The sequence below is a fragment of the Salinispora goodfellowii genome (genome assembly GCF_059570675.1).
On the sequence record NZ_JCANTD010000001.1, the window covers coordinates 84,249 to 101,814 of the forward strand.

A 17,566-nucleotide genomic window follows, 5' to 3' on the forward strand; every position below is an offset into this window, starting at 1 on the left:
GAAACACCCACCATAATCGACGACGGTCAGTCGCCTTTACTGCACCGCGAAGAAGAGTCGCGGAGTGGACCAGGTCAGCTCCGGTCCCGCGGCCACGAGCAGGACGTGTTCCGCGCCGTCCACCACCGGATCGGCCTCCGGCCGGAAGGGGACGCCGCGCAGGTTCCCGTCGCTGTTCCCGTACACGATCTTGCCGTCCACCCAGGCCATGCCCCGCACCGTCGACCAGTCGACCCCGGTGGTGGGCAGCGTGAACTCGGTGCCACCGAGGTAGTTCCCGTCCGTCTCGAAGTACCGGTAGTGCAGGGCGTCGGAGTCGGCCCGGGTGTAGTGGAGGCGCCCGTCGAGGAAGAAGGCGCCGGTCAGCTCCGCCGCATCGAACCAGTCGTTGTAGCCGGACGACTTCCATGGGGCACCGACCACGCCGCCAGGGAACATCGAGATGTCGATCCGGCTGCCCGTCGGGGAGCCGGCGACGGTGTGTGCCCAGTAGATCCGGTCACTCATTCCCCAGGTCGCCCCGGCGCCGGTGTAGTTCGGCTGGCTGACCGTGGTCGGTGCGCCGATGCCGGTGCCGTCGAACGGAATCCGGGCCAGCTCGCCCTCCCCGGTGCCCAGGTAGAGGTTGCCGCTGGTAGCGGTCGACGGGGTCTTCGGGATGATCGTCCGACCACCGGAGCGGGGGAACATCCCGAGCCGGCCGTGGTACTCGCCCCCCATGCCGTCGGAGTTGTGCCCGAAGTAGAGCCCGTCGTCGCCCCGCCAGAGCACCGGCACGGTGGAGCCCCACGGAGTGGCGCCGGGGGGCAGCGACGAGCCACCACTGCGCCGGGGATTCCAGTTCACCGGCATTCCCGTGGCTGGGGTGACCGCGGCTATCCCGAGCCGATCAATGGCACCGTCGCCGGCCTTGTCCCGGGAGTTCGGGTTGTTCAGCCAGCGGAAGTGCCCACCCAGATAGATGACGTTGTTGTCCACCTCGACCGAGGTGATGGTGTCGCTGCCGGTGTAGTTCGCCCAGGTGGCGAGCTGACCGTCGCCCCGGGCCGCGGTCTCGAAGCGCACCAGCGCGTCGCAGTACGCGGCGGGCCAACCTGATCCACCGTTGGTGCCGACGACGAACCAACTGCCGTCCCCACCGAATCTCACATCCTGCACGTAGTGCGTGAAAACATCGGGGTGATTGCACGGTGGCACGAACTTCTCGGTGCTCCAGTCGAGGACACTCGGCGGGCCCGAGAGGTCGACCAACACCATCTGGTTCCGCGACCGGCCGTCAACATCCGTGAAATTACCCCCGGCCACCAGGGTCTCCCCGGCCGGTGACACGTCGATGGTCCAAACATACGAACTGGTGTTGTGCCGCCCCCCGGTGGCGTTGACGGCGAAGGTCGGATCGATCTCCCCCGTACTGGCATGCAGTCGGGCGAGCCCGGCGTGCGGAGCGCCGTTCACCCAGTTGAAGGCGCCCGCCAGATAGAGCCAGTCGCCGTGTAGCACCATGTCCCGCACGACGCCACCGTCGGAGCGGCCCACCCAGCTGCCGACGGTGGCGCCGGTACTCGGGTCGAGCGCCACCAGATTCTTCCGGGACACCCCGTTGGCGTTCCGGAACGCCCCACCAACGATCAACGTGTCGTTCGGACCGACGATCAAGGTGTTCACCGCGCCGTCAAGCACCGGCAGGAAGGTCGTCGAGATCGCCCCGGTGGCCCTGTCGTAGCCGAACAGGTGGCGCCGGGTGGTCCACGCCGCAGTCGGGTCCGGTCGGACCTGGGTGAAGGTGCCCCCGACGTACACCGTCGAGCCGATCTGCGCGAAGGCACGGACCTCGCCGTCACGGGCGTGTGGTGTCTGGTCAACCGGATCGCTCGCCACCAGGACCTGCGTCTCGGGCACCGGCGGAACGGTGGCGGAGGCCGCGGTTGGTACGAGCAACGCGGCCGCGACGGTTACCGCGCAGAGCACAGCCGTCCGAACAGGGCGACCCGAAACCTGCCGACGAAGCGAAAAGCCCGCCACGCTATACCTCCACGGGGTGCGAACTCGGGTAGCCTGCCTTGCCCCACCCGGTCAGCGATATCCACCGATTGGCTAGCACTTGCCCCGCCGCCCCGGCAGTCCGACCGCGCCCAGCCTCCCCGCCCGGCGCACGACACCGCCGGATCGCCCCCTGGCGCCGGACGAGTCGCCGCTGCGGGAGTCAGCCAGCCCGAGCCGCGGTGAGGGCGGCGGCCATCGCCGCCCGCGGCGCCGGCACCCCGGTGAACTGCTCAAACTGACCGACCGCCTGGGCCAGCAGCAAATCCAGACCAGAGCAGACCCGGCAGCCGGCGGTCTGCGCCGCGGCCGCGAGCGCGGTCGGCCAGGGGTCATAGAGGGCGTCGAAGAGCACGGTGGCAGGCCGCCACGCCACCGCCGTGGCGAGCGGATCGGCGGCCCCGGCCGGCACGGTCGAGATCACCACCTCGGCGGAGCAGGCCGCAACAGCATCGGCCCAGGGAACTCCGGTCAGCGGCACGCCCACCGCCGCGGCCACCGGACGCAACTCGGCAATCGCCGTCTTCCGCCGGGCCACCACGGTCACCGTCCGGGCCCGCAGCGCCGCCGCCGCGGCCACCGCCGCCCGGGCGGTACCACCGGCACCGAGCACCGTCAGCGTCGACTCCGGGCGAACCCCGGCCGCGGTCAGCACCTCCACCATGCCGGCGACATCGGTGTTATCCGCGTGCCAGGAGCCGTCCGCCCGACGTACCAGGGTGTTGGCCGCGCCGACAGCGGCCGCGACCGGCGACGCCGTTGCGGCCACCGCGAGCGCCGTCTCCTTGCCCGGCATCGTGACCGAGAGCCCCGCCCACTCCCGGCCCAGGCCGGCGACCAGAGCCGGCAGCTGCGCCTGGGCGCACTCGAAGCGGGTGTACGACCAGTCGTCCAGGCCCACCGCGGCGTAGCCGGCGTTGTGGATCATCGGAGAGAGGGAGTGCGCGATCGGGTCGCCGACCACCGCCGCCCGCCTACGCTCAGATGACACCCGCCTCCCTCGCCTTGGCCTCGTTGCGCAGTTGCTCCTCGTAGGTTTCCGCGAAGGCGGACTCCCCCTCCTTGTTGATCGCGACGAAGAAGAGCCACTTTCCGGGCGGCGGATCCATGGCGCCTTCCAACGCCAGCCGACCCGGGTTGTTGATCGGCGTGGGGATCAGACCCTTGAGCTTGCGGCTGTACGGGCTCTTGGTGTCGAGCAGCTCATCCTGGGTCATCTCGGCCGAGGTCTTGGTCTCCTGGCCGGTCAACTCCAGGTAGTAGTTGACCGTGACATCCATCTCCAGGCAGTTGCACTGGAACTCGCCGTAGACCCGGTTGTAGGCGACCCGGGCAACCTTGCCGAGGTCCTCCGGCGTGCCCGCCTCGGCCTGGGCGAGCGACGCGACGATCAGCGCCTCGTACGGCGCGATCTGGCGTTCGTTCTGCACCCGGTCCACGAACTCCAGCTCCTCGGCGACGGTGAGGAATCGCTCCACCATCAGCGCGAGAATCGACTCAGCCGTGGGGTCCGGGGGAAGCTCGTAGGTGTCGGGGAAGAGGAAGCCCTCGATCGACGGCTCGACCGTCCGGTCATCCGTCCGCTTGAACCACCACTCCGGCACCCCGAGCGCGAGCGGATCCTTCGCCGCCGCCTCGAACTCCTCCGCCGGGATCTCCGTCTCCTCGGCGAGCAGCTTGTAGATGCTCTTCGCGGTCCGCCCCTCCGGCACAGTGAGCCCGTTCACGACCCGGTTCTTCGGGTCCAGCATCGCGGCCACGGCGTACTCGCCACTCATCTGCTTACGCAACTCGTACTGGCCGGGCTGGATGTTCTTGCTCTGGCTGTTGTCCTCCGCCGCATTGACAAAAGCCTTGGTGCTCTTGACCACCCCGGCCTCGTAGAGGGTGACCGCGATGGCGGCGATCGGGGCACCCTCCGGGATCTCGACCGTCACCGCCTCGGTCCCGGAACCATCGTAGTCTGGCGTGCCGAGCAGTCCCTGAATCCGTTCGAAGCCGTAGTAGGCGCCACCACCGAGGCCGCCGAGTAGAGTCAGGGTCAGCAGCAGGGCCAACACGGTCTTGCCGCGCCCGCCGCCCGAGCCGCGCTCTCGCTGGCGCTGACGCTTACGCACGTAGCCGCGCCGATGCCGGCCCTTCTCTCCCCGATCGGCATCAAAACCGGGGTCCAACTCCTCGATCATTGCATCCGCCTCCGCTGCGCATCGAGCCAGCTCTGCAGGATTTCCACCGCGGCCGCCTGGTCCACCACCGCCCGCTGCCGCCGCCCCCGAACGCCACGCTCGGCAAGCCTACGGCTAGCCACCACCGTCGACATCCGCTCGTCGGCGAACGTCACCGGCACAGGCGAAATCACCTCGACCAGACGGCCGACATACGTCTGCACGTGTACGGCGGCGGGGCCCTGCCGACCGGCGAGAGTCACCGGCAGGCCAACCACCACCTCGACCGCCTCGTGTTCGGTCACCAACGCGGCCAGCTCGGCCATGTCGCTGGGAACCGCCTCCGGCGCGGCGGTGCGATCCCGGGCCAGGGTGACCAGCGGGGTAGCCAGGACGCCGTGCGGGTCGGACCGAGCCACGCCGACCCGGACCTGTCCGACATCCACCCCGAGGCGTACGCCCCGGGACCACTGCGCCACGAATGGTCACCTCCCTGAGAGAACGAACGGGCTGCACCTCTGGCACCGGGTATCCCCCGGCACCTTACGCCCCGGCGATGGCATTCTCGACAGTGCGAAGCAGCCCCGGCGCCTCCGCCGCCGGCAGACCGCCCCCCTGGGCCAACTCGGGGCTGCCCCCACCCCGACCGGCGAAGGCTGTCTTGACCAGATCCGCCGCCGACAGCCCCTGACTCCGGGCAGCGGGGTTGACCGCCACCACCAGCGAAGCCTTGCCGTTCGCCCGGGCCGCCACCGCGACCACCGCCGGACGCGCCGGATCGATCCGGCCACGGATCTCCTGCGCGAGAGTCCGCACATCATTACCGGCCGCGCCCTCGGGCGCCTCGGTCCCGACGTACGCCACCCCACGCACCTCGGTCGCCTGGGCGGCGAGGGCCGCCGCGCCACCGAGCACCAGCTGCGCGCGCAGCTTCTCCAGCTCCTTCTCGGCGTCGCGCAGCTGGGTTACGGTCTGCTCCACCCGCTCCGCGACCTGGTCGGACGGGACCCGGTACAGCTCGGCGAGGCGGGCCACCAGCAGGTGCTCGCGGGCCAGGAAGTTGAACGCGTCGATCCCGACCAACGCCTCGACCCGGCGCACCCCGGACCCGATCGACGACTCAGAGAGGATCTTCACCAGGCCGAGCTGGCCGGAGCGGCCCACGTGGGTACCACCACACAGCTCGCGCGCGTAGTCACCGACCTCGACGACTCGCACCTGCTCGCCGTACTTCTCGCCGAAGAGCGCCATCGCACCGATCCGCCGCGCCTCGGCCAGCGAGGTGACGAACGCACGCACCTCCAGGTCGGCCAGGAGCGCCTCGTTGACCTGCTGTTCCACATCCCGCAGGACGCTCGGCGCGACCCCGGTCGGGGTGTTGAAGTCAAACCGGAGCCGCCCCGGCGCGTTCAGCGAACCAGCCTGGGTGGCGGACTCGCCGAGGAAGTTACGCATGGTCTGGTGCACGAGGTGGGTCGCGGTGTGCGACCGGGAGATCGCCCGACGGCGATCGGTGTCGATCTCGGCGAAGCCGGTCTCGCCCGCCCGCACCTCGCCCCGCAGCACCCGGGCCCGGTGGACGATCAACCCCGGCACCGGCTGCTGCACGTCGAGGACCTCCACCTGGCCCCCACCGACGGTGATCGCGCCGAGATCCGGCTGCTGGCCACCACCCTCGGCGTAGAACGGGGTGGTGTCGAGTACCAGTTCGACCGTCTCGCCCTCGACCGCCACGGCGTGCGGGTTGGCCGTGCCGAGCACGGCCCGGACCGTCGACTCGCGGGAAACCTCCTGGTAGCCGGTGAAGGTGACCGGGCCGCCCTCGTCCAGCACCGTCCGGTACGCGGAAAGGTCCACGTGCCCCGTCTTACGGGCCTGCGCGTCGGCCTTCGCCCGCGCCCGCTGGTCGGCCATCAGCCGACGGAAGCCCTCGGCATCGACCTGCAGACCCTGCTCGCTGGCGATCTCGAGAGTCAGGTCGATCGGGAAGCCGTACGTGTCGTGCAGCTGAAAGGCCTTCGCGCCGGAGATCGCCCGCCGGCCCGCGGTGCGGGTCTCGGCGATGGCGGTGTCCAGGATCGTGGTGCCGGCGCGCAGCGTGGACAGGAACGCATCCTCCTCCGCGTACGCGTAGTCGGCGATCCGGCCGAAGTCCGTCGCCAGCTCCGGGTACGACGGGGCCATGCAGTCGCGGGCCACCGGCAGCAGCTCGGGCATCGCCCGTTCCTGCCAGCCCAGCAGCCGGATCGACCGGATCGCCCGACGCATGATGCGGCGCAGCACGTAGCCCCGCCCCTCATTACTCGGGGTTACCCCGTCCCCGATCAGCATCAGTGCGGTGCGGACGTGGTCGGCGACGACCCGCAACCGGACATCGTCCGGGTGCGACTCGCTGGCGACCTGACTGGAGTGCGCGCCGTACCGCTTGCCGGTCAGCTCGGCGGCCTTGGCCAGGATCGGCCGCACCTCGTCGATCTCGTAGAGGTTGTCCACGCCCTGGAGGATGGACGCCATCCGCTCCAGGCCCATCCCGGTGTCGATGTTCTTCGCCGGCAGGTCGCCGAGGATCGGGTAGTCCTCCTTGCCGGTACCCGGGCCCCGCTCGAACTGCATGAAGACGAGGTTCCAGAACTCCACGTAGCGGTCCTCGTCAACCGCCGGGCCGCCCTCCCGCCCGTACTCGGGGCCGCGGTCGTAGAACAGCTCGGAGCACGGGCCGCACGGGCCGGGGATGCCCATCGACCAGAAGTTGTCGGCCTTGCCCCGGCGCACGATCCGATCCGCCGGCACCCCGACCGACCGCCAGATCTGGAACGCCTCGTCGTCGTCGTGGTAGACAGTCGGCCAGATCCGCTCCGGGTCGAGCCCGAGCCCCCCGGCGCCAACCGGCTTGGTGGACAGGTCCCAGGCCAGCCGGATCGCCTCGTCCTTGAAGTAGTCCCCGAACGAGAAGTTGCCGTTCATCTGGAAGAACGTGCCGTGCCGGCTGGTCTTGCCCACCTCGTCGATATCCGGCGTGCGGAGGCACTTCTGCACGCTGGCCGCCCGCCGGTAGGGCGCGGTCTGCTGCCCCAGGAAGTACGGGACGAACTGCATCATGCCGGCGGCGACGAACAGCAGGTTCGGGTCGCTGATGGCGGGCAGCGGAGCGGACGGCACCACGGCGTGACCGTTCGCCTCAAAATGCGCGAGGTACCGCCGCCTGATCTCCGCCGTCTTCATCGCTGGTACTCCTCCGGGAAAATCTCTCGGTCGCCGGTGCGCGGATATTCCCGCAGGTCGGCGACGGTGTCATCGAACGCCTCGCCGCGCGCGAAGGCCTCGTGAATCTCCTGCTCGCGCTCGGCCATTCCGATCCGGACGTCCGACACGAAGCTACGTACCGAATCGGCCAGGCCGCCAGCGGATTCGGACAGCCCGCCGGCGATCCCGGCCGGCGTGTAGGCGTGGGCCGTCTGGGTGGCCTTGCGAACCACCAGCACGCCCACGGCCAGCCCGATGCCCAGCCAGAACAACCGCCTCATGCTCTCCCCCTCCTGCTCGCCCGGCGCTGCTCAGCGGCGGCCGCGACGGCCCCGCTGTTGCTGCTTGATGGTGTCCCGGACCTCACGTTCGGTCTCCGCATGCCGGCGGGCGGCCGTCGCCCGGCGCACTCCGTAGCCGAAGGCGGCCACCTTGACCAGCGGGCTCGCGGCGGCGGCGGAGACGATCGTGGCGAGGTTGGCGACGTTGGCGGTGATGCTCTGCGCGTGGTTGGTCATGGTATCGACCTTGGCGAGCTGGAGGTTCACCCCATCCAACGAGGTCTGCACCTGATCCAGGGCGGTATTGACGTTCTTCACCGTGGTGTTGACCTCGCCGAGCAGCGGCGCGGTACGATCATTGACGTCGTTGATCATCCGGGTGGCCGCGTCCACCGTGTGCCGCAGCCGCAGGATTGGCAGCACCAGGATCAACACCAGCATCGCGAACGCGATCGCCGCGATCAGCGCCGCGACTTCTCCAAGGTCCACGCCTGTCCTCCTCAAGCCGAATCCGCGGGCACCGGACGTTTCGCAGCAAGCCGCTTCGTCCCCACGCCCGTGCCGCGCGCCCCGGCCACTGGTCGGCCGGAGGCAGGCGGGTCTGCCAGCCCAGACCCTACCGTCCGTGATGGAGACCGCCTCAGGATGGTGAGGGGGTCGGTTCACCGAGCGGATCCACGGACGAGGTGGGGAAGGGGTCCTCACCGGTGAGCGACGGATCGGTGCTCGGCTGCGGTCTCGTCCGGTCGTCGTCGATGGCGTTACGCACCTTCACCGATACCAACGAGCCGGCGCACTCCTCCGCCTGGGTTGACGGATCCGGGGACGGCACGAGCGCCGGCTCCCCGTCGATTGGCGGCGGGACACAGGCTGGCTCGCGTACCCACAGATCGAGGGTCAGCTCATCCCGCTGCCAGCAGGTGTAACTGCCCTTCGCCGATTGCTCGGGGCAGCGGTCGACCTGCCACGGCCGCCAGCCCTCCCCGCGCAGCGACGCCTCGTAGACCTGGACCGTCTCCTCCGGAGACCGTTCCGAGACCACGGTGCGCTCGCGCAGTCGACAGTCCAGTAGACACCAGCGACTGCCACTGACATCGTCAACCGTCTCGGTCGCTGCCCAACTGGGAACCGCCAACTGGTCGAGGGTGGCAAAGACCGGGTCACGGCTCAGCGTCCGTAGCCCGAAGACGGCCGGAACAACACCGAGCAGCACGACACTGGCCAGCGCCAGGGCTCCCGTCCGGAGCCGTTGCTGCGGCTGCCGGCGCAGGTACGAGCGGGCTCCGCCGGGTCCGTCCGGCACGGTGGTGTCGACCGCGGGGGGTTCTGCCCCGCCGCGCGGCGGCCCGTCCGGCACGGCCTCGAATGGGGCCGGCGGGACGCCTTGGGGCGTGGCCCGGGCCGGCTCCCGTGATGGTGGCAGCGCGCGACCCGACGGTCGCTCGTCCACGCCGGGACGGGGGCCGGCCGGGCGGGCCGTCGCAGCCACGGGTCGCGGACCAGCTGGCGCGTCGCCGGGTCGGGCTACGCCGGGTGGTGCCGCCAGCCCGGGTCGACCGTCCGGGTCGCCGGGGCGGGCTACGCCGGGTGGCGGAGCTCCGCCTGGTGCCGGAGTCGGCGGGCCGACGTGCCGCGGGGCAACCGCGCGCGGGGACGGCCCAGCGGTGGCCCGTGGCGGTGGCTGGTCCGGACGGACCGGACGGACAGCACCCGGGCCGGACGGAGGCGGCTCACCGATCGCGCCGCTCGCGGCGGCGGACGGGCGGGGCCGCTCGGCAGCCGGTCCAGCGGGCGGGTGTGGCCGGGCGGGGCCAGCCGCTCCCGGGTGCGGACCGGCGGGGCCGGGCCGCGCCCGGCCGGCGGCGGGACCGCCCCGGGACTGTTCGGGTCCGGAACTCGGACCGTCAGCGGGTGCCCGACCCTCGGCGGACGGCGCGCTTCGTGGGGCGACCGGCGAGCCCGGGGGGACCGCCGGTTGATTCAGGGAACGCAGCGTGGGGTCGGTCTGGTGGGGGGTACGGCCGGCCTGCCGCAGCCAGTCGGCGGGCCGCTTCGGTCGATTGCGCCGGCCCTCGCCGGTGGCCGGTTCAACGCTGTCGGTACGCGGGCTCGGGATGTCGGTGTTCATCGCAGCGGTGGCCCGCCCCGGGCCGCCCTCGGGGGCGGATGGGCGGCCCCGCGGTACCAGGGTGTCCTCCCCCGGCGTCTCCCGTCGGCCATGCCGGGCGACACCACCGGACGGCGGGGCAGCACGATGACCGGCTGACCTGCCGCCCTCGGCTGGCGCACGGTGTCCACCTGCGGCGGAAGAGATTCCGCCGGTAGGGTCGCCGGCCCGGCCAGGGGCTGCCGGCGGGGTGCCCGGAGCGCCCATCGACTCACCGGTGCCCCGTCCGCCGCCCCGGCCGGCTGGTGGGGCGAGGCTGGGCTGGGACGCAGCGGCGGCCGGAGGACGGGCCGGCGCCGCCGGGCGGCTGCGGCCGACTGGCTCGGCGGCCGGCGGGCCGGGCGGGCCACCGCGCCCGTGGGCCTCGGGGCCCGAGGGGCCGGGAGGGGCGGGCGGCCGGGGAGGTGTGGAAGGAGCGGAAGGGCCAGGCGGGCCACCACGTCCGTGGGCCCGCGCGGCCAAGGGCCCAGGAGGAGCCGCGGGCCCAGGAGGAGCCGCGGGCCCAGGAGGAGCCGCGGGCCCAGGAGGAGCCGCGGGCCCAGGAGGAGCGGGAGGCCCCGGCGGAGCGGGGAGCCGGCCGGCATCGGAACGCGGACGCGGCGCTTCGGGCACGTCTCGCCGCACGGGCGGGGTCGCCCCAGTGCCGCTCGGGCCCGGATCGGCAGCGAGGCGCTGCGGCGGCGTGGCCGGACCCGGCCCGCCCTCCGGGCCCAGCTCCCCCCGCTGCGCCTTGGCCGTACGCAGATCATCGATCCAGCCGAGCTCCTCGCCGCTGACCGGTTCGGCGGCAGCGGCCTCGGCCTTTCCGCGCCCCCAGCGGCGCCCCTTGCGCCGCTGGTCGGCGTTCTCCTCGGGCTGGTCCGCTCCACGCGACTTCACTGCTGCCCCTCCTCAGTGGCGTCCACGCCACCCTCGTACGCCCCGTCGTCACCCGGTCTTTCGGGTTGGCGGCCGTTACCCGCCCCGGTGCCGCGGCGCGCCGCCGGCCGGCGATCATTCGCCGGCCGGCGAATGATCCGGCGCAGCAGCGACAGCCGATCGGCGACGGCTCGCTCGGCCCCGTGCTGGCTAGGCCGGTAGTAGTCGGTGCCGACGAGGTCGTCCGGCACGTACTGCTGGTTGACCACACCCCGCTGGTCGTCGTGGGGATAGCGGTAGCCGGTGCCGTGGCCGAGCCCTTTGGCGCCGGGGTAGTGCGCGTCCCGTAGCCCGCGCGGCACCGCCCCACCCCGACCAGCCCGGACATCGGCGAGGGCCGCCCCGATGGCGGTGGTCGCCGAGTTCGACTTCGGGGCCGTGGCCAGGTGGATCACCGCCTGGGCGAGGTTGAGCTGGGCCTCCGGCAGGCCGACGTACTCCACGGCGTGGGCGGCGGCGGTCGCCACGCCGAGCGCACCCGGGTCGGCCAGGCCGACATCCTCGCTGGCGAAGATGACCATCCGTCGGGCGATGAACCGCGGGTCCTCGCCGGCGACCAGCATCCGGGCCAGCCAGTGCAGCGCCGCGTCCACGTCGGAGCCGCGCATGCTCTTGATGAAGGCGCTGGTCACGTCGTAGTGGCTGTCGCCGTCGCGGTCGTAGCGGACGGCGGCGCTGTCCACCGCCTGCTCGGCGGTGGCCAGATCGATGCGGTTGGCGCCGACCGCGGTGGCGGAGGCGGCCGCGGCCTCCAGAGCGGTGAGTGCCTTGCGGACGTCACCGGCGGCAAGCCGGACCAGATGTTCCTCGGCCTCCGGGGCGAGGGCGGGCGTACCGCCCAGGCCTCGCTCGTCAGCGACGGCACGACGGAGCAGGCTACGCACCGCGTCGTCATCCAGCGGCTGCAGGGTGAGGAGCACGCACCGGGACAACAGCGGCGAGATGACGGAGAAGTACGGGTTCTCGGTCGTCGCCGCCAGCAGCGTGACGGTCCGGTCCTCGACCGCGGCGAGGAGCGAATCCTGTTGGGTCTTGCTGAACCGGTGCACCTCGTCAATAAAGAGCACGGTCTGCGGGCCACCGGCGCGGCGCTGCCGGCGGGCAACGTCGATGACGGCACGGACGTCCTTCACCCCGGCGTTCAGCGCCGACATCGCCACGAAACGACGGTCGGTGGCTCCGGCCACCAGGTGTGCGATGGTGGTCTTCCCACTGCCGGGCGGCCCCCAGAGGATCACCGACATCGGCGCGGCCCCGGAGACGAGTTGGTGTAACGGCGCGCCGGGGGCACGCAGGTGGTCCTGGCCGATCAGTTCATCAAGCCCGGTCGGGCGCAACCGGACGGCCAGCGGCGCATCCTGGCCGACCGGCGTGAACCCGGTCATGCCGGCAGCACCCGCGGGCGCGACCGTCGCGGCGGCGGGCTCTCCGAAGGAGAAGAGGGCGTCAGGATCCATCACGGGAACAGTACCGGGCGCGGCCGGGGTCAACAGAATCAGCGCCGCCGGGCGGAGCTGACCTGCCCCTCCGGTCCGGCCGGTGCCACCGGCAGCGCGAGGCGGCCGGTGGCACCACCCTCACCGCCGGGCCGCGCCCGCGCCGGTGGTTGGGTCACCAGCGCGGGCCGGGGGCGCGCCGGGCTGCCCGCTGACCGGCGCCGGAGGCTCGGGCTGGGTCGCCGGCGCCGACGGCTCGGGCGACGCGGCGGCCGTCGGCACACCGGCCGGGGTGGGGGAAGCGTTGCGGCTCGCCCGCCAGGCGGGCAGGTACAGCGGCGCGGCGATCGCGAGCACGACCGCGCCGGCCAACATCGCGACGCCGACGCCGGCCCGGTCGGCGACCAGGCCGAGCACGATCCCCCCGGCGGCACCGGCGGGCATGGCCACCATCGAGTTCAGGGAGACCACACTGGTTCGGTACGGCCCGTCGACCTGCCGGTGCACCAGCCCCATGTGCAACGGGTTCGAGGCGCCGTGCACGGCATAGCACACGACGAAGGCGACCAGCACGCCGACCGGGCCGGCGAGCAGCGCCATCCCGACCACGGTGACGCCCTGCGTGATCCGCAGCAGCGCCGCGGCGGGGGCGGCGCCCAGCCACCGGGTGAGCAGCGGGGTCACCGCCGCGCCGCCGGCGCTCGCGAGCCAGGCCACCATCGTTGCCGGACCGAGCAGCGCCCCGGCTCGGTCGGGGTCGCCGAGCACCTCGGCGAGGCGGGCCGGCAGGAGAGCTTCGAACGTAATCATGCCGAAGCCCCAGAAAACCTCGACCGAGAGCAGGGCGAGCAGCACCCGGGAACGGCGCACCAGCCCCACCGCCTCGCCGACCATCCGCGGAGCCCGCGCAATCGACGCGCGGAGTGCCGACGGCCCGGCGGCGGCACTCCGCTCGCGCAGCAGGGCGAGCAGGGCCAGCAGCCCGACCACCTGCAACCCCACGGCGACCACGATCGGCATAGTCAATGCAGTGACCGGGCCAACCGGGCCGAGCGCGACCAGCCCGCCACTGAGCAGTGCGCCGGCCGCCATGGCGACGCCGAGCGCCGTCCCGCCCTGACTCAGGCCCCGCTCATACTCGGCATCGGGGTCGGCGGCGAGCGTGCTGTCCACGAACCACGACTCGAGCGGGCCGCTGTCCAGCGCCCGGTAGACCCCCTGCAACGCCCACACCGCCACCAGTAGGGCGAACGAGTCAGCCACGACGAAGAGCGCTATGGAGACGAGGTTGACCACCGCGGCGAGCACCAGCACCGGCCGGCGTCCCACGGCGTCGGCGAGCCCGGCGGTCGGCAACTCGAGCACGAGGACGAGGACACCCTGGGCGGCGAACGCCACGCCGATCTCGGTGAGGGTGAGGCCCCGCTCCTGCATCAGCAGGACGAAGACCGGGACCAGCAGGCCGACCGGCAGCCAGCGCAGGCTGAGCAGGATGAGGTAGCGGTGCCGGACCTGATGGACCGAGAGGGTGGCCATCACGCCTCCTTCGGCAGCGGGTAGGCGGCGAGGTAGACCTGCACCCGCTCGGCGCCGGGCTCCGCCGGGTCGGCCGCCTCGCGGTATCGCTCCAGGACCTGCCAGAGTTCATCGTTGAGCGCCTTCAGCCGGTCTACCGGGAGGGTAAGGAAGGCGTCGCCCATCCCGAAGGCGTCCCGCCACTCCGACGACCACTGGCTCTGCGCCGCGTACCACCGCTGCGCCTGCTCGGACAGCAGGCGCACCTGGTGGCCCTGGATCCACTCCAGGGCGGCGCGGGCGTCCGGATCGTCGTCGAAGTCGGTGGGCTCGAAGTCGCTGATCTCGTGCGCGGCCCGCCACCAGCGCTGCCGGCCGGTGCCCCGGTCGGGATCCTCGGCGACCAGCCCCACATCGGCGAGCTGACGCAGGTGGTAGCTGGTGGCACCGGTGTTGGTGTCGAGCTGTTCGGCCAGCATGGTGGCGGTCGCCGAGCCCTGCACCCGCAGCGCCCCGAGGAGCCGGATCCGCAGCGGGTGCGCCAGCACCCGAATCTGCCGGTGGTCGATGTGCACCACGCGCGGGGTCGGCCCGGCCCGTTCCCGATCATCAGTCATGCTTGCACACTATCTCTGCACAACTTCTATGCACAAGAGTTTTGCATATAAGTTGTGCAGCCTCTCTACCTCGACGGCCCCGCACCCGCTCAGGCCGACCGGGCGCCGAGCAGCGCCCGTCCCGACCGGATTCCCGGCACACAACAGTGGCGGCCCGGCAAGAGCCGAGCCGCCACTGGAATGACCAACGAGGCGATCAGGTGGGGTCGGCCACCGGAGCAGCCGGGCCGGCGGTGCCGGCCTGCGCCCGCGCCTCGGGCTTGGGCCGGGCGTCCACGCCCGCCTCCAGGCGCTGCGCCGCGGTGATCGGGGTCGGCGCCGCGGTCAACGGGTCGAACCCGCCGCGGGTCTTCGGGAAGGCGATAACCTCACGGATCGAGTCGGCGCCAGCAAGCAGCATGCAGACCCGGTCCCAACCGAAGGCGATCCCGCCGTGCGGCGGCGCGCCGTACTTGAACGCCTCCAGCAGGAAGCCGAACTTGTCCTCCGCCTGCTCGGGGGTGATGCCGAGCAGGTCGAAGACCCGCTGCTGCACGTCGTCGCGGTGGATCCGGATCGAGCCGCCGCCGATCTCGTTTCCGTTGCAGACGATGTCGTACGCGTACGCGAGCGCCCGGTCCGGCGCCTCCTCGAAGCGGTCCACCCACTCGGCGTTCGGCGCGGTGAACGGATGATGCACCGCGGTCCAGCCGCTCGCTCCGCCCTCCGCGCCATCGGTAACCCGCTCGAACATCGGCGCGTCAACCACCCAGCAGAACGCCCAGGCGCTCTCGTCAACCAGCTTCGCCCGGCGGGCGATCTCCACCCGGGCCGCGCCGAGCAGCTCCTGCGCCGCCCGGCTCTCCGCGCCGGCGGCGAAGAAGATCGCGTCGCCGGGCTTCGCGCCGACCGCGTCGGCCAGACCCGCCAGGTGCTCGGTGGAGAGGTTCTTGGCGACCGGGCCCCGCGCCTCACCCGTCTCGGCGTCGAGCACCACGTACGCCAGGCCCTTCGCACCCCGCGCCTTGGCCCAGTCCTGCCAGCCGTCCAACTCCTTACGGGACTGCGCCGCACCACCGGGCATCACGACCGCACCGACGTAGCCGCCCGCCTCGATCGCACTGGCGAAGACCCGGAACCGGGTGCCGCGCAGGTAGTCGGTCAGCTCGGTCAACTCCACCCCGTAGCGCAGGTCCGGCTTGTCTGAACCGTACCGGGCCATGGCCTCGTGCCAGGTGATCCGCGGGATCGGCCGGGTGATCTGGTGGCCGGCCAGTTCCCGCCATAGCCGGGACACGATCGCCTCGCCGAGGTCGATCACGTCGTCCTCGGTGACGAAGGACATCTCGATGTCCAGCTGGGTGAACTCCGGCTGCCGGTCGGCGCGGAAGTCCTCGTCCCGGTAGCAGCGGGCGATCTGGTAGTACCGCTCCATCCCGCCCACCATGAGCAGCTGCTTGAACAGCTGCGGCGACTGGGGCAGCGCGTACCAGGTGCCGGGCTGCAGCCGGACCGGCACCAGGAAGTCCCGGGCCCCCTCCGGCGTCGAGCGGGTCAACGTCGGGGTCTCGATCTCCAGGAAGTCCCGCTCGTGCAGCACCGTCCGGGCGATCTGGTTGGCCGCGGAACGCAGCCGCAGGGCGTTGGCCGGGCCGCTGCGGCGCAGATCCAGATACCGGTAGCGCAGCCGGACGTCGTCACCGGCCTCGACCTGGTCGTCCACCGGCAGCGGCAGGGGCGCCGCCTCGGAGAGCACCTCCAGCTCCTCCGCCGTCACCTCGACCTCGCCGGTGGCCAGTTCCGGGTTCTCGTTGCCTTCGGGACGACGGGTCACCTCGCCGGTGACCCGGACGCAGTACTCGTTGCGCAGCACGTGGGCGTCCTCCTCGCGGAGGACGACCTGGGCCACCCCGGAACCGTCCCGCAGGTCAACAAAGATCACACCGCCGTGGTCGCGCCGGCGGGCCACCCAGCCGGCGAGCGTCACCGTGGTGCCGGCGTCCGTCGCGCGCAGGCTTCCGGCGTCATGGGTACGGATCACGGCGTGCGTCTCCCTCGTCTGCGAACGAATCTGCCCAGCAGCATCACCGGGCCGCCCCGGGGCCGCATCCTGATTTCCAGCCTGTTCCGGGGCAGAATGTCTCTGCCCCGGCATTCTGTCAGGGCTACCGCACCGCCGGTTGCCGGGTGCGCGGAAGGAGGGCCCGCCGCGCGCCGAACCTGGGTAGGTGCCGCGCGCCAGGAGCGGTGGCGCCGCGCCCCGGGCCGTCAGGTCCGGGCGGCCTGTCGGGCGCGACGGGCGTCGCGCTTCTCCTCGAACCGGGACGCGGCGAGCTCCAGGCCGTCGAGGTGGGCCCCGATTTGGTCCCGGGCCGCCTCGCCGTCCGCATTCAGGCCCGACACCTCGAAGATGTCCCACTGCCGCAGCACCGGCAACACCACCTCGTCCCGATGCTGACGCAGGTCGTAGATGCCGGCCAGAGCGATCGCGACGGACTTCCGGGCGAACCCCTCGATGCCGTTGCCCGGCATCTGGAACTCGGCCAGCACATCGGCCACCGCCCGCATCGTCTGACTGGGAGCCAGCTCGAGGGCGGCGGCGAGCAGGTTTCGGTAGAAGAGCATGTGCAGGTTCTCATCGGTGGCGATTCGCGCCAACAGCGCCTCGCAGTGCGGATCGCCGGTGGCCCGGCCGGTGTTCCGGTGCGAGATCCGGGTGGCCAACTCCTGGAACGACACGTACGCGAGCGAGTGCAGCATCTCCTCGTCGTGCGCGTTGCGGTAGCCGGCCGACATGTGCGTCATCCGGGCCCGCTCCAGGGCCACCGGGTCGACCGCCCGGGTCACCGTCAGGTAGTCCCGGATCGCGATGCCGTGCCGCGCCTCCTCGGCCGTCCACCGGTGCACCCAGGTCCCCCAGGCCCCGTCCCGACCAAAGAGCGTGGCGATCTGGTGGTGGTACGAGGGCAGGTTGTCCTCGGTGAGCAGGTTGACGATCAACGCGGTACGGGCGACCTCGGGCAACGGTGAGTCAGCCGGCGCCCACGCCTGCCCCCCGAGCGGACCGTCGAAGGTCCGCCCCTCACTCCAGGGCACGTACTCGTGCGGGAACCACTCCTTCGCGATCGACAGATGCCGGTCGAGGTTCTTCTCCACGACGACTTCCAGCTCGTGCAGGAGGGCGGTCTGGCTGAGGACGGTCATT

Annotated in this window: 13 protein-coding genes; all 13 read right to left on the minus strand. The window is 71.9% G+C overall.

Annotated features, from left to right (window positions below):
• Nucleotides 1-36: 36 nt before the first annotated feature.
• A complete protein-coding gene (locus tag T398_RS00435) occupies nt 37-1,968 on the minus strand; it encodes a hypothetical protein (RefSeq protein WP_496444029.1) in 1,932 nt (643 codons plus the stop codon).
• Nucleotides 1,969-2,203: 235 nt separating this feature from the next.
• Nucleotides 2,204-3,031 carry a shikimate dehydrogenase gene (locus tag T398_RS00440; protein ID WP_496443359.1) on the minus strand — a complete coding sequence of 276 codons (828 nt, stop codon included), beginning with the start codon at nt 3,029-3,031 and terminating at the stop codon, nt 2,204-2,206.
• Nucleotides 3,021-4,226, minus strand: coding sequence for an endolytic transglycosylase MltG (gene mltG / locus T398_RS00445; protein WP_496443361.1), 1,206 nt, complete (start codon nt 4,224-4,226; stop codon nt 3,021-3,023). The genes T398_RS00440 and mltG overlap by 11 nt, the downstream gene beginning before the upstream one ends.
• Nucleotides 4,223-4,684, minus strand: a complete 462-nt coding sequence (gene ruvX / locus T398_RS00450) for a Holliday junction resolvase RuvX (protein ID WP_496443363.1) — start codon at nt 4,682-4,684, stop codon at nt 4,223-4,225. Before ruvX ends, mltG begins: the two co-directional genes overlap by 4 nt.
• Nucleotides 4,685-4,748: 64 nt before the next feature.
• The gene (alaS, locus tag T398_RS00455; protein WP_496443365.1) at nt 4,749-7,427 is read right to left on the minus strand and encodes an alanine--tRNA ligase; all 2,679 of its coding nucleotides are present in this window, start codon (nt 7,425-7,427) and stop codon (nt 4,749-4,751) included.
• A complete protein-coding gene (locus T398_RS00460) occupies nt 7,424-7,729 on the minus strand; it encodes a hypothetical protein (RefSeq protein ID WP_496443367.1) in 306 nt (101 codons plus the stop codon). Before T398_RS00460 ends, alaS begins: the two co-directional genes overlap by 4 nt.
• A gap of 30 nt (nt 7,730-7,759) precedes the next feature.
• Complete coding sequence (locus T398_RS00465) at nt 7,760-8,218, minus strand: DUF948 domain-containing protein (protein WP_496443369.1); 459 nt, start codon at nt 8,216-8,218, stop codon at nt 7,760-7,762.
• A 151-nt stretch (nt 8,219-8,369) separates the two neighbouring features.
• Nucleotides 8,370-9,032 (minus strand): hypothetical protein, encoded by a 663-nt coding sequence (locus T398_RS00470; protein ID WP_496444031.1) that lies wholly within the window; start codon nt 9,030-9,032, stop codon nt 8,370-8,372.
• A gap of 1,739 nt (nt 9,033-10,771) precedes the next feature.
• A complete protein-coding gene (locus tag T398_RS00475; protein WP_496443371.1) occupies nt 10,772-12,271 on the minus strand; it encodes a replication-associated recombination protein A in 1,500 nt (499 codons plus the stop codon).
• A gap of 120 nt (nt 12,272-12,391) precedes the next feature.
• The gene (locus tag T398_RS00480; RefSeq protein ID WP_496443373.1) at nt 12,392-13,786 is read right to left on the minus strand and encodes an MFS transporter; all 1,395 of its coding nucleotides are present in this window, start codon (nt 13,784-13,786) and stop codon (nt 12,392-12,394) included.
• Complete coding sequence (locus T398_RS00485) at nt 13,786-14,382, minus strand: ArsR/SmtB family transcription factor (RefSeq protein ID WP_496443375.1); 597 nt, start codon at nt 14,380-14,382, stop codon at nt 13,786-13,788. The genes T398_RS00480 and T398_RS00485 overlap by 1 nt, the downstream gene beginning before the upstream one ends.
• A 196-nt stretch (nt 14,383-14,578) precedes the next feature.
• Nucleotides 14,579-16,402: an aspartate--tRNA ligase gene (aspS, locus tag T398_RS00490; RefSeq protein ID WP_496443377.1), complete on the minus strand. Its 1,824-nt coding sequence runs from the start codon at nt 16,400-16,402 to the stop codon at nt 14,579-14,581.
• 227 nt (nt 16,403-16,629) lie between these two features.
• Nucleotides 16,630-17,565 carry an acyl-ACP desaturase gene (locus T398_RS00495; RefSeq protein WP_496443379.1) on the minus strand — a complete coding sequence of 312 codons (936 nt, stop codon included), beginning with the start codon at nt 17,563-17,565 and terminating at the stop codon, nt 16,630-16,632.
• Nucleotide 17,566 lies beyond the last annotated feature (1 nt).